The 12,376-nt window shown below is 63.3% G+C and carries 11 protein-coding genes; 2 read left to right on the top strand and 9 right to left on the bottom strand.

What is annotated here, in order from left to right:
- The 9 genes from VNT00_RS07005 to VNT00_RS06965 all read right to left on the bottom strand — a co-directional run.
- Positions 1–382 (bottom strand): TolC family protein (locus VNT00_RS07005; RefSeq protein WP_325585863.1); only part of this gene is annotated, 382 nt, incomplete at its 3' end.
- Positions 379–3,582, bottom strand: a complete 3,204-nt coding sequence (locus VNT00_RS07000) for an efflux RND transporter permease subunit (RefSeq protein ID WP_325585862.1) — start codon at positions 3,580–3,582, stop codon at positions 379–381. The genes VNT00_RS07005 and VNT00_RS07000, both read right to left, overlap by 4 nt.
- A gap of 85 nt (positions 3,583–3,667) precedes the next feature.
- Positions 3,668–4,942 carry an efflux RND transporter periplasmic adaptor subunit gene (locus VNT00_RS06995; protein WP_325585860.1) on the bottom strand — a complete coding sequence of 425 codons (1,275 nt, stop codon included), beginning with the start codon at positions 4,940–4,942 and terminating at the stop codon, positions 3,668–3,670.
- Between the two features lie 273 nt (positions 4,943–5,215).
- Positions 5,216–6,010: an ABC transporter ATP-binding protein gene (locus tag VNT00_RS06990; RefSeq protein WP_325585858.1), complete on the bottom strand. Its 795-nt coding sequence runs from the start codon at positions 6,008–6,010 to the stop codon at positions 5,216–5,218.
- Complete coding sequence (locus tag VNT00_RS06985) at positions 6,004–6,903, bottom strand: ABC transporter permease (protein ID WP_325585857.1); 900 nt, start codon at positions 6,901–6,903, stop codon at positions 6,004–6,006. The genes VNT00_RS06990 and VNT00_RS06985 overlap by 7 nt, the downstream gene beginning before the upstream one ends.
- Positions 6,904–6,912: 9 nt before the next feature.
- Positions 6,913–7,890 (bottom strand): ABC transporter substrate-binding protein, encoded by a 978-nt coding sequence (locus VNT00_RS06980; RefSeq protein WP_414650901.1) that lies wholly within the window; start codon positions 7,888–7,890, stop codon positions 6,913–6,915.
- A gap of 24 nt (positions 7,891–7,914) precedes the next feature.
- On the bottom strand, positions 7,915–8,685 hold the full coding sequence (locus VNT00_RS06975) for a class I SAM-dependent methyltransferase (protein ID WP_325585856.1): 771 nt from the start codon (positions 8,683–8,685) through the stop codon (positions 7,915–7,917).
- Complete coding sequence (gene xth, locus VNT00_RS06970) at positions 8,682–9,470, bottom strand: exodeoxyribonuclease III (protein ID WP_325585855.1); 789 nt, start codon at positions 9,468–9,470, stop codon at positions 8,682–8,684. The genes VNT00_RS06975 and xth overlap by 4 nt, the downstream gene beginning before the upstream one ends.
- A gap of 138 nt (positions 9,471–9,608) precedes the next feature.
- Positions 9,609–10,322, bottom strand: coding sequence for a TetR/AcrR family transcriptional regulator (locus tag VNT00_RS06965; protein ID WP_325585854.1), 714 nt, complete (start codon positions 10,320–10,322; stop codon positions 9,609–9,611).
- A gap of 110 nt (positions 10,323–10,432) precedes the next feature.
- Here VNT00_RS06965 and VNT00_RS06960 point away from each other — a divergent pair, with 110 nt between their 5' ends.
- On the top strand, positions 10,433–10,954 hold the full coding sequence (locus VNT00_RS06960; RefSeq protein WP_325585852.1) for a flavin reductase family protein: 522 nt from the start codon (positions 10,433–10,435) through the stop codon (positions 10,952–10,954).
- 44 nt (positions 10,955–10,998) lie between these two features.
- Complete coding sequence (locus VNT00_RS06955) at positions 10,999–12,216, top strand: acyl-CoA dehydrogenase family protein (RefSeq protein ID WP_325585850.1); 1,218 nt, start codon at positions 10,999–11,001, stop codon at positions 12,214–12,216.
- The last annotated feature ends 160 nt before the right edge of the window (positions 12,217–12,376 follow it).

Genomic DNA, 12,376 nt, shown 5'->3' with positions numbered 1-12,376 from the left:
ACGAAGAGCGCATGTTCTCGGGGTTGTGCTGCACTTGCCCGTTGGCGCCAAGGCCTATCGTGGGCAGACGGTCGCTTTGCTGGATGCCGAACTGGGCGCGCGCTTCCTGCACGCGCTCGACGGCGATGCGCATGTCGCGATTGTTCTTGAGCGACAGATCGATCAGCGCCAGCAGGCGCGGATCGCGGAAAAACTCGCGCCAGCCCAGGTCGGCCGTCGCCACGCCGCCGGCCGCTTTCGCGGCGTCCTGCGAGGGCAGGTCGGGATACTGGGCAGGCACCGGAGCCGCCGGGCGCTCATAGCGCGGCGCCAGCGAGCAGCCCGCCAGTGCCAGCATTACAGCCAGCGACAACGCCGTTGATCGAAAATATCGTTGACTCATGCTTGTCCCCCATCTTCAGGCGTATGGGGCTCCGATTGATTGGGCTGCGCGTGATGAACCTTGGTCAGCGGCGCCATGTGCGCATGGGCGCCTATGAGCTTGGGCTTGGTCTTGAACAAGGACAGCACGACGACGAAGAAAGTGGGCACGAACACCATGGCAAGCGGAGTGGCCGCCAGCATGCCGCCCAGCACGCCCAGCCCCACCGCGTTCTGGCTGGCGTGGCTGGCGCCGGTGGCGATGGCCAGAGGCACTACGCCCAGGATGAACGCGAACGAGGTCATGAGAATAGGACGGAATCGCAAGCGGGCCGCTTCGATCGTGGCGTCGAAGATATTCGCGCCCTGGGCGTAGGTGTCCTTGGCGAATTCCACGATAAGAATCGCGTTCTTGGCCGCCAGCCCCATGACGGTGATCATGCCCACCTGGAAGTACACATCGTTGGACATGCCCAGGGCCGATACCAGCGCCACCGCGCCCAGCATGCCCAAAGGCACCATCAGCATGACCGAGAGAGGGATCGCCCAGCTTTCATACAGAGCGGCCAGCAACATGAAGACGACCAGCATGGCCAGCCCCAGCAGAATGACCGACTGGCTGCCCGCCTGCTTTTCCTGGTAGGAAAGGCCGGTCCATTCGTGGCCGAAGCCGGCGGGAAGCTGAGCAACCAGTTTTTCCATTTCTTCCATGGCCTGGCCGGTGGAATAGCCGGGCGCCGCGGAACCGCCGATGCGGACGGACTCGTAGCTGTTGTAGCGCACGACCTGCACCGGCCCCTGCCGCCACTCGGCCTTGACGAAGGAGGACAAGGGAACGGGCTGGCCGTTGCTGTTGATGGCATTGAGCTTCATGATGTCGTCGACGTTCATGCGGTGCTTTGCATCGGCCTGCACCCAGACGTTCTGCACCCAGCCCATATTGGGGAACTGGGCGACATAGGACGACCCGAGCGCCGTGGAGATCAAGGTGGAGACCTCGCTGAAGTCGACGCCCAGGGCCGCGGCCTTGGCCCGGTCGATGGTCAGGTCGAGCTGCGAGCCCGCGCTCAGGCCGGTGATGCGGGTATTGGCCAGAATCGGGTTCTTCGCGGCCATTTGCAGTAATTGCTGAGTGCCCGCCATCAGGGCGTTATGCCCCAGGCCGCCCCGGTCTTCCAGACGCATGTCGAAGCCCGCCGCATTCCCCAAAGAGGAAATGGCCGGGGGCACCACCGAAAAGACCATGGAGTCGGGCAAGCCGAACAACAACTGCTGGTTGGCCTTGGCAGCCAGGGCCTGGGCGGAGTTGGCGGCCCCCTTGCGCTCGGAAAAATCCTTGAGCGGCACGAAGGCAATGGCGGCGTTCAGGCCGTTGCCGTTGAAGCTGAAGCCCTGCACCGTCAGGACATCGGCAACCTGGGGCTGCTTCATGTAGAACTTCTCGACCTTTTCGATGGTCTCGATGGTCCGGTTGGCGGTGGAGCCCGCCGGCAATTCGATGTTGGAAATGATGTAGCCCTGATCCTCCTCGGGCAGGAAGGCCGTGGGCAGGCGGAAGTACATGACGCCCAGCACGATCAGCAGCAACAGGTATATGAACATCATGCGCCCGCTGCGCTTCAGGCTGCGGCCGACCCAGCCTTCGTATTTGCCGGTGACGCGTTCGAACGATTTATTGAACCAGCCGAAAAACCCTTTTTTGGTTTCGTGGTGGCCCTTGGGTATGGGCTTGAGTATGGTGGCGCACAGCGCGGGCGTGAAGGTAAGCGCCAAGAAGCCCGAGAAGAAGATGGACACTGCCATGGCCATGGAAAACTGGCGGTAGATGATGCCCACCGAACCACTCATGAAGCCCAGCGGCAGGAACACCGTGGCCAGTACCAGGGTCATGCCGACAACGGCCCCGGTGATCTGCGGCATGGCCTTCTTGGTGGCCTCGCGCGGCGGCAGGCCCTCTTCGACCATGATGCGTTCGACGTTCTCGACCACCACGATGGCGTCATCGACCAGAATGCCGATGGCCAGAACCATGGCGAACATGGTCAGCACATTGATGGAAAAGCCCATGGCCAGCATCACGGCGAATGCCCCGAGGATGGCAATAGGCACCACCAATGCGGGAATCAGCGTATAGCGCACGTTTTGCAGGAACACGAACATCACGATGAACACCAGCACCATGGCTTCGAACAGCGTGTGCACCACTTGCTCGATCGAGATCTGCACATAGGGCGTTGTGTCGTAGGGGATGGAATACGTGATGTTGCTCGGGAAGAAAGCCGACAGCTCTTTCATTTTTTCCTTGACCCCTTGAGCAGTGGACAAGGCATTGGCGTTGGCGGCCAGCGAAATGGCGAAAGCCGCGGTAGGCTTGCCGTTCAGGCGCGCGCCGAACTGGTAGGAGTCGGAGCCGATTTCCACCCGCGCCACGTCGCCGACCGTCACGCGGGAACCGTCGACGTTGGAGCGCAGGACGATGTTTTCGAAGTCCTTGACACTGGACAACTGGCCGTTGACGACGATAGGCGCGGTAACGCGCTGGCTGTCGGGGTTGGGCGGCGCACCGATGATGCCCGCCGAGATGAGCGTGTTTTGCTTGGCAACCGCGGCATTGACCTCGGCCATGCTCAGGCCGTAGCCGACGAGCTTGTCCGGATCGACCCAGATGCGCATGGCGCGCGGCGCCGCGAACAACTGGAACTTGCCCACGCCGGGAACCCTCGAAACGGCATTTTGCACGTTGCGGGTAATGTAGTCGGCCAGCGCGGTCTGGTCCAGCGACCCGTCGGTCGACGACATGGTGGCCACCAGCAGGAAGTTCGAGTTGCTCTGCCGAACCTGCAGGCCCTGCTTGGTCACGGCTTCCGGCAGCTTGGCCGTTACGTTGGAGATGCGGTTCTGAACGTCGACCTGCGCCAGGTCGGGATCGGTGCCAGGCGCGAACGTGGCGGTGATTTCGGCCTGTCCGTAGGAATCGCTGACCGATTCATAGTACAGAAGCCCCTTGGCGCCATTCAACTGGTTTTCGATGATGCTGGCCACCGACTCGGACACGTCTTCCGCGGAAGCGCCCGGGTACGTCGCCTGGATGGTAATGGCCGGAGGCGCCACTTCAGGATACTGGGACACCGGCATGTTGGGAATGGCCAATATGCCGCCCAGCATGATCGCCAGCGCGACCACCCAGGCGAAAATGGGCCTTTCAATAAAAAATTGTGGCATGTGAGCTCACTTTAGTGCTTTGGTACGTTACTGCGGGCATGCAGCCCGCCCGAACATTCGTTCATCGACAGAGGCTGGGCTCTACTTACTTCTTGGCCTGCTGCGGCTTGGAAGCTGCGTCCTTGCCGGCTTCAGCCGCGGGAGCGTGGCCGGCTTCCTTGCCGGCCGCTCCGCCGGCTGCCGGGGCACCGGCGCCCGGCCCGCCGGCCTGGGCGTTTTGCTTCCAGGGTATGCCCTGAACTTTGGCGCCCGGCCGGATCTTCTGGAAGCCCTCGACGACGACGACATCCCCGGGGTTAAGGCCCTTGGTAATGATGTACTTGCCGTTGATCTCGGCGCCCACGCCGACCGGCACGCTGGTGACCTGGCTGTTCTTGACCACCATCAGGCTGCTGAGCCCGTCGGCGGTGCGCTGCACCGCCTGAGTGGGAACCATGAGCGCCTTTTCGTCCACGCCCTGAGGCAGATTGACACGCACATACATGCCCGGCAGAAGGATCTGGTCGGGGTTGTCGAATTCGGCGCGCAGATTGACCTGGCCCGTGGTGGGGTCGACGGAAATGCCCGAGAACAGCAGCTTGCCGTCGTGGTTGTAGAGCGTGCCGTCTTCCAGCACCACCTGCACCTTGGCGGAGCCGTCGGGCAACTGCGCCAGGGCGCCGCTGGCCAGGGCCTTGCGCAGATTCGCCAGTTCGGTGGTGGAGCGGGTCAGATCGACGTAGACGCGGCTGATCTGCTGCACCGTCGCCAACTGAGTAGCCGACGTGGCGCTTACCAGCGCGCCTTCGGTGATCAGCGATTTGCCGATGCGGCCTGTAATGGGGGATACCACCTTGGTATAGCCGAGATCGATGTCGGCAGCATCCAGGGCGGCCTTTGCCGCTGCCACCGAAGCCTCGGCCTGCAGCGCGGCGGACTTGGCGTTGTCGTAGTCCTGCTGGCTGACCGCATGCGCACTGATGAGCTTGGCGTAGCGTTGGGCCAGCAGCCGCGCGCTTTGGGCGTCGGCCTGCGCGCGCTTGAGCTGCGCATAAGCCTGCCCGCGCGCCGCGCGGTACGGGGCCGGATCTATCGTGAACAACAGTTGGCCTTCCTTGACCTCGCTGCCCTGCTGGAATTCGATGCCGGTGACGATGCCGTTGACCCGGGCCCGGATCTGCGCGTCCTTGATGGCTTCGACACGGCCCGGCAACTGCGCGTAGATGTCCGCGCGGGTGGGTTCGACGGTGATCACGCTTACCGGCACCTTCATGTCGCCCATGCCGTGCTGGGATTTGTCGCCGCACGCCGCAAGCATCGCCGCGGACAGCACTATTGTTGCCAAAGCCTTTTGCCGCGCGGACAAATTAAGAATATGCATTTCAACCCCCGACGCAAACACGCCCCGTTCGGGGCGCACTTGCGATGCCTGTAATTTTTGGTAAACGTTGAGTATAAAGCAAAAACAATCTGCCTAGGCAAACAAAATTAACGCAAATTTATGAACAAAACGTTTCAGCGGATTTCATGCGCGCGCAGCAAGCCTGGCTGCCTTGCCGGCACGAGCAACGCCACCTGCAAGCGAGGGCGGCCTTCTTGTGAAGCGCAATACCGCGACGGAATACCTGGGCCTGCTAACCTGAGCCCTGGCGCTTCAGCCAAGCAGCAGGCCGTCGTCGGCAACGGCCTCGCCCCGCACGCGCTCGAACATGGCCAGCAGATCGACCACGCCCAGGCCTTTGCGCTCGTCGCCGGAGACGTCCAGCACCACCCTGCCCTCGTGCAGCATCACGGTCCGGTCGCCCACGTCGAGCGCCTGGCGCATGCTGTGGGTGACCATCAAGGTCGTAAGCCGCTTCTCGCTTACGATGCGCTGAGTAAGCTCCAGAACGAATGCCGCCGTGCGTGGATCCAGCGCCGCAGTGTGCTCGTCCAGCAGCAATATGCGCGAAGGCTGCAGCGTCGCCATCAGCAGGCTGACCGCCTGGCGCTGGCCGCCGGACAGCAGGCCGATGCGGTCGGCCAGGCGGGTTTCCAGCCCCAGGCCCAGCACGGCGAGCCGTTCCGCGAATTCGCTGCGCATGGCCTGCCTGACCGCGCGCGACAGACCGCGCCGCCCGCCCCGATCATAGGCCAGCGAGAGATTCTCTTCGATGGTCAGGTCTTCGCAGGTTCCCGCCATGGGATCCTGGAAGACTCTTGCCACCAGCTTCGCGCGCTTCCAGACGGGCAGGCCGGTTACGTCTGCATCGTCAAGCTCTATCGTTCCGGAATCGACCGGCTGGTCGCCCGAAACGGCATTGAGCAGCGTGGATTTTCCGGCGCCGTTGGACCCGATGACCGTGACGAACTGGCCCGATTCGATGTTCAGGGACAAACCTCGCAGGGCGTGGTTCTCGATGGGCGTGCCGGCGTTGAAGGTGATGTGCAGATTCGAGACCCTTAGCATTGGCGCGCCCTTTTCCCCTTGCTCAAGCGCTGCTTGACCAGCGGGATGACCAGCGCAAGCGTAACCAGCACGGCCGTGACCAGGTTGAGATCCTGGGCGCGCAGGCCGATGAAGTCGGCATTGAGGGCCAATGCGACGAAAAACCGGTATAGCACCGCCCCCACGATGGCGGCCAGAGTCATGACCCAGAGCTTGCGGGAAGGAAAAATGCTTTCGCCCACGATGACTGCCGCCAGGCCGATGACGATAGTACCGATGCCCATGGAAATGTCGGCTCCGCCCTGGGATTGAGCGAACAGGGCGCCGGCCAATGCGCACAAGGCGTTGGAAATGGCCAGCCCCGCGAGCACCATGGCCCCGGTGGCCACGCCCTGCGAGCGCGCCATTCTCGGGTTGGAACCCGTCGCGCGAATGGCCAGCCCCATCTGCGTGGCGAAATACCAGTCCAGCGCCAGCTTTACCGCAAGCACCACGACCAGCAGGATGATCGGCCGCATGATGTAGTCGGCAAGCGAACCGGCCTGCAGCACGGTAAAGACCGTGGGCTCGGAAATAAGCGGCACGTTGGGACGGCCCATCACGCGCAGGTTGATGGAATACAGCGCGATCATCATCAGGATGCTGGCCAGGAGATCCATGATCTTCAGGCGGACGTTCAGCCAGCCGGTAATGGCTCCGGCCAGCGCGCCGGCCAGCGCCGCCGCGAGCGTGGCGAGAAAGGGGTCATGGCCCGAGCTGATGAGGGTAGCCGCGACCGCCGCGCCCAATGGAAAGCTGCCATCGACGGTAAGATCGGGGAAGCGCAGCATGCGGAACGAGATCAAAACGCCCAGCGCCACCAAGCCGAACACCAGGCCTATTTCAAGCGCTCCCCATAGCGAGTACATGGACATGGCGGGAATTTACTTTATTACCTGCGCCGCCGACTTCACAAGTTCCGCCGGCAGCTCGACGCCTTGCTTCCTGGCCGCCGCCGGATTGACGAAAAGCTCGAGCTTGCTGCCGACCTCGGACGGCATCTCGCCCGGCTTGGCGCCCTTCAGAATGCGCACCACCATGTCGCCGGCCTGCACGCCAAGGTCGTGGTAGTTCACGCCCAGGGCCGCGATGGCGCCCCGCTTGACGCTGTCGGTGTCGGACGCAACGAGGGGAATCTGGGCATCGTTGCCTACCTTGACCAGAGCCTCGTAGGCCGACACGACATTGTTGTCGGTGTTGGTATAGATGACGTCCACCTTGCCCACCAGGCTGCGGGCCGCGGCCCCGACGTCGACCGACCTGGGTGCGGTGGCCTCGACCAGGGACATCCCGCGCTCGGGCAGCAGCTCGCGCAGACGCTTGACCACCACCACGGAATTCGCCTCGCCGGGGTTGTAAACAATGCCCACGCGCTTGGCGCCGGGCACCACCTTCTTGATGAGGTCGACCTGCTTTTCCAGGGACAAGGCATCGGAGACGCCCGTGACATTCGTGGCCGAAGCCTGCATCGACGGCACCAGTTGCGCCGCCACCGGATCGGTCACCGCCGCGTAGACGACCGGGATGGTCTTGGTGGCCGCCACCACAGCCTGCGCCGAGGGCGTGGCAATGGCCACGATGACGTCGGGATTGTCGCCGATGAACTTGCGCGCGATCTGGGCCGCGATGGCCGTATTGCCCTGGGCCGACTGGAACTGCCAATGCAGGCCCTTGGCCTCGGTGTAGCCGGCCTTGGCCAGGGCTTGCTTGACGCCGTCCCGAATGGAGTCCAGGGCCGGGTGCTCGACGATGGAGGTCACGGCAACCGATTGCGCCAGCGCCAGCGTGGGCGCAATCATGGCGGCGGCCAATGCGACGCCAAGCACGGGCCTGCGAAGGAAAGATAGAAAGGCGGCTTGCATTTGAACTCCTTCAATATCCAACAATTAAACGATCAGCTCGTCCGTGCCCCTGCGGCCGGCCAGCAAGGCCCGGGCCCAGCGCCGCGCCGGCAGCCCGTAGCGCGACTCCACGTCCTGGGCGCGCTCGAGAAAACGCGCGACCGACACTTGCAGCACCGGCCCCTTGAAGGCCAGCACGACGCGGTTTCCCGCGTCCACTTCGGGCAGCTCGAGCACCCGGCCGCCGAAAGCCTTGCAGATGTTCGCCATATTGCGCGGATAGCTGGCGTGTTCGCCGAACAGGTTCACCGTCATGACGCCCGCATCGTCCAGGGCACGATAACAGCCCTGGTAGAACTCGGCGGAATCGCGTACCGGCCCCTGGGCCGACGCATCGTATAAATCTACCATCAATGCCATGTGGATCCCGATGTTCCGGCTTCTGCCGAGCCAGGCCTGGGCATCCTCGTGGTCAATGCGCGACCGGGACGTTTCGGGAAGCCTGAAGTAAGCGCGGCACATGGACGTTACCGCCGGGTTCCATTCAACGGTGGCGACCTGCGCCCTGGTACGGGCCAGCGTAAAACGCAGCAGGGACCCCGCCCCCAGGCCCAGCACGCCCACATGGCTGTCCCTGTCCGGTTCCAGAAACAGCAGCCAGGCCATCATCTGCTGCGTGTAGGCCAGCACCAGCTCGTCGGGCTTGCGCAAGCGCATGGCGCCCTGCACCCACTCGGTGCCCAGGTGCAAATAGCGGATGCCATCCAGCTCGGACAAGGTGGGGATATCGTCGCTGGACGGGCCGTCGGCGCTCATGCCGCGGGAAATTCCAGGGTCGCCACCACCGGCGTGTGATCCGAGGGCTGCTCGTTGCGGCGCGGCTCTTTGTCGATGACGCAAGCCGCGCACAACGGCGTCAGATCAGTCGAAAGCAGGACGTGATCGATGCGAACCCCCGCATTGCGGCGGAACGAGAACTGGCGGTAGTCCCACCAGCTGAACGATTTTTCGGGCTGCTCGAACTGGCGGAACGCATCGGCCAGGCCAAGCTCGAGCAAGCTGCCGAACGCCTCGCGCTCGGGCGCGGAAACCAGCACCTGCCCTTCCCATTTGACGGGATCGTGCACATCCTCGTCGCGCGGCGCCACGTTGTAGTCTCCCAGCACGGCCAGCCGCGGGTATTGCTCGAGCTGGCTCGCCAGCCATTCGCGCAGCGCCGCGAACCACTTGAGCTTGTATTCGTACTTTTCGCTGCCCACCGCCTGCCCGTTCGGACAATAGGCGCTGACGACCCGGATATCGCCGGCGGCGCTGGGCAAGGTCGCGGCAATGATGCGTTGTTGATGGTCTTCGAAATTGGGCAGGTTGCGCTGTACCTCCCGCCCCTCCAGGCGCGAGACGATGGCCACGCCGTTATAGGTTTTCTGGCCGGCCCAACAGGCCTGGTAGCCCAGTTCGGCAAACGCGTCGAGCGGGAACTTGTCGTCCGCGAGCTTCAGCTCCTGCAGACACAGAGCATCGACGGGGTTGGCCTGCAGCCAGTCCAGCACCTGCGGCAAGCGCACTTTGAGGGAGTTGACGTTCCAGGTAGCGAGTTTCAAGGTAGAAGACAATTTATTGGATTATGAAACGAAGGATGAATCGGCGATGGACCCGCGCAAGCGCAAACACGGCCAAACACAGCAGCGCCAGGGCGGATAAAGCCGCATGTTAACGGATAACCCTTCATGGTGTGCGGTTCAGGGGCTTCGGGGATCCAGGATGTCCCAGGCGGCTCTTTTGCCGCTGGCGCAGTCGGCCAGGCGCTTGCGGGAAAAAGCCACCGCGCGTTCGCGCAATTCGGGCGAGCACCCCAGGGACTGAAGCGCCATGCGCACCGCCGAATCGATGTAGCTGCCGGGATCGGGCACGCCGCAGCGCACGGCCTGGATCACGCCGATCGACGCCCCCATGAGGAAATCCGTCGCCACGGTGGCGTCGTCGAAGTCGAACTGACCAAGCTCTTTGCCCCGGATCAGGTCCTTGGACATCGTGATGGCGATCCGGGACTTATGCGGCCAGGCGTCCATGCGCGTCATGAACGACGCCCACGTCGGGTCCTGCCAGTCGCGCAGGAGGTACAGGCGAAAACCCACGGCAGCCCTTTGCCACGGCTCGCGCAGGAAATCGTACAGCGGGACGATGTCGGAGATCATGCGGTCGCTCATCTCGATGCCCGCCGCCACCAGGGCTTCGTCCAGGGAATGAAAATGATTGTAGAAGCTGCCGCGCGAGATACCGGCTTCCCGCACCACGTCCTCGATGGCCGGCGCCGCGGCATTGTCGCGGGCAAACACCCTTGTGGTCGCATCCAGGATCCTGGCCCGCATCTGCTCGCGTTTTTTTTGGGCCGTTTCAACGCGGTGATCCACGATGCCTGCGTCGCAGGCCGGCGCAGCGCGCGATATCGCCATGATGCTGTCTCCTTCAACACAATGACATTTCATCATTATGACGCATCGGCATTCTGACTGCGGGCAAATCTGCATGGAGCCCGGGCCGGGACGACTATAGCATTCTCATCATGAAATCCACGACAAGCACCATCGAGCCCGCACAGTTTCGTAACGTGATGGGACACTTCGCCAGCGGGGTCACGGTAATCACCTACCACCGCGGCGGCGTCCCGGCCGGGATGACGGCCAATGCTTTCATGTCGGTTTCGATGAACCCGCCGCTGATCCTGGTTTCCGTGCGCGAAACCTCGCAATTCATCGGGCACGTCGGCCTGGGAAGCTACTACGGCGTCAATATCCTGGCCGAGCACCAGCAGGATCTCAGCCTGCATCTCGGCGGCCGCAGCATCGAAGGACTGGAAGTGCCCTTCGACCAGACATTGGCCGCCCCGCTGATCCAAGGCAGCCTTGCCCACATTGTCGCCAGGGTGATAGACATCCACGCGGCCGGCGATCACGTGCTTTACATCGCCCGGGTGGAACATCTGCATTGCGGCGACGAAGCCAAGCCCCTCATCTTCTACAGCGGCGCGTACAAGCAAATTCATACCCACGATCCCGTGCAATGGTCTTCCGAGTTCGGCTGGTAGCCCGGCGACGACCATTGATTTTCAAATATTCCAAGGAGACGACAATGCCAGACACCAACACCGGCGCCAGCCTGGACGAAACCGAACTTCGCACCGAACTCATGAACCGCGCACGCGCCCTGCACCCGCTGTTCAAGAAAAATGCCGCCCAGACCGAGAAAGACCGGCGAGTCGTCGAAGAAAACATCCTGGCCATGGAAGAAGCGGGCCTGCTGCGCATCATGCTGCCCAAGCGCTACGGCGGCTTCGAGGCCCCCGTGCGCACCCACGTGGACGTATGCGCCGTCATCGCCGAGGCCTGCCCTTCCACGTCCTGGGTCATGAACCTGATCGGCGTCTGCGCCTGGTTCGCCTGCCTGCTGCCCGGCAAGGCCCAGGACGAAATATTCGGCGCCAATCCCCTGGCGCGCGTGGCCGGCGTGTTCACGCCCAGCACCCAGACGCACCGGGAATCCGTGGAGGGCGGCCTGGTGGTCTCCGGCAAATGGTATTACGCCTCGGGCTGCCTGCATGCGGACTGGGGACTGATCGGGCTGAGCGAGCAGGACGAAAAAGGCAACCTCATCGAAAACTACCTCGCCTACGTGCCGATGTCGGAGCTGACCATCGAAGACACGTGGTACACCGTGGGCATGCGCGGCAGCGGCAGCAACTGCCTGGTCGGCAAAGACATCTTCGTGCCCGACCATCGCATGTATCCGCTCAGCGCCGCCGTCAACGGCCAATATCCCGCCGAATACAGCGGCATCGAATCGATATACCGCTCGGCCTTCGTCCCGCTGGCGGCCCTGATCCTCGTCGGCCCTCAGCTCGGCATGGCCCGCGCGGCCCTGGAGTACGTCATCGGCATGGCCGGCAAGCGCGCCGTTACCTATACCGTGTACGCCAGGCAAGCCGACTCCGTGACGTTCCAGACCCAGATCGCGGAAGCCGCCATGAAAATCGACACGGCCCATATGCACGCCTACCGCTGCGCCGACGACATCCAGCGGGACGCGCGCAGCGGCAACTATCCCGACGTCAAGGCGCGGGCCCGCCAGCGCTGCGACGTCACCTATGCCATCCGCCAATGCGTCGAGGCGCTGAGCATACTCATGAACATCCACGGCTCGGGCGCCTTCGCCGAATCCAGCCCGATGCAGCGCTGGTGGCGCGACGCGAACACCGCCGCAGGACACGCCGTGGCCCTGCCCATGGTCGCCTCGGAAATCTACGGCAAGGCGCTGCTGGGCGTGGACACCATGGTCACGCCCCTGGTCTGAGCCCGGCGTCGAACGCAAGAACCGGAAGCCAAAAGCCGACCCGGCCGTCCATGCGCGGCGGGGTCGGCTTTTGGCCGTTTTGGTTACAATTCGTCATCACCTCGGCGCTCCCCAACTGGTAATGTTCCGCAAACCGGGATTGCCGAAAACGGGCGCGGCG

The organism is Eoetvoesiella sp. (assembly GCF_035555955.1).
GTDB lineage: Bacteria > Pseudomonadota > Gammaproteobacteria > Burkholderiales > Burkholderiaceae_B > Eoetvoesia.
The sequence above is the reverse complement of the archived record's forward strand: the minus strand, read 5'-3'. Positions and strand labels throughout refer to the sequence as shown.

Excerpts from the sequence above, each read along its gene's own strand:
- VNT00_RS06975 (WP_325585856.1), bottom strand. The coding sequence starts at position 8,685 with ATGAGCGCCGACGGCCCGTCCAGCGACGATATCCCCACCTTGTCCGAG.
- VNT00_RS06980 (WP_414650901.1), bottom strand. The coding sequence starts at position 7,890 with ATGCAAGCCGCCTTTCTATCTTTCCTTCGCAGGCCCGTGCTTGGCGTC.
- VNT00_RS06990 (WP_325585858.1), bottom strand. The coding sequence starts at position 6,010 with ATGCTAAGGGTCTCGAATCTGCACATCACCTTCAACGCCGGCACGCCC.
- VNT00_RS07000 (WP_325585862.1), bottom strand. The coding sequence starts at position 3,582 with ATGCCACAATTTTTTATTGAAAGGCCCATTTTCGCCTGGGTGGTCGCG.
- VNT00_RS06955 (WP_325585850.1), top strand. The coding sequence starts at position 10,999 with ATGCCAGACACCAACACCGGCGCCAGCCTGGACGAAACCGAACTTCGC.
- VNT00_RS06965 (WP_325585854.1), bottom strand. The coding sequence starts at position 10,322 with ATGGCGATATCGCGCGCTGCGCCGGCCTGCGACGCAGGCATCGTGGAT.
- VNT00_RS06960 (WP_325585852.1), top strand. The coding sequence starts at position 10,433 with ATGAAATCCACGACAAGCACCATCGAGCCCGCACAGTTTCGTAACGTG.
- VNT00_RS06985 (WP_325585857.1), bottom strand. The coding sequence starts at position 6,903 with ATGTCCATGTACTCGCTATGGGGAGCGCTTGAAATAGGCCTGGTGTTC.
- VNT00_RS06995 (WP_325585860.1), bottom strand. The coding sequence starts at position 4,942 with ATGCATATTCTTAATTTGTCCGCGCGGCAAAAGGCTTTGGCAACAATA.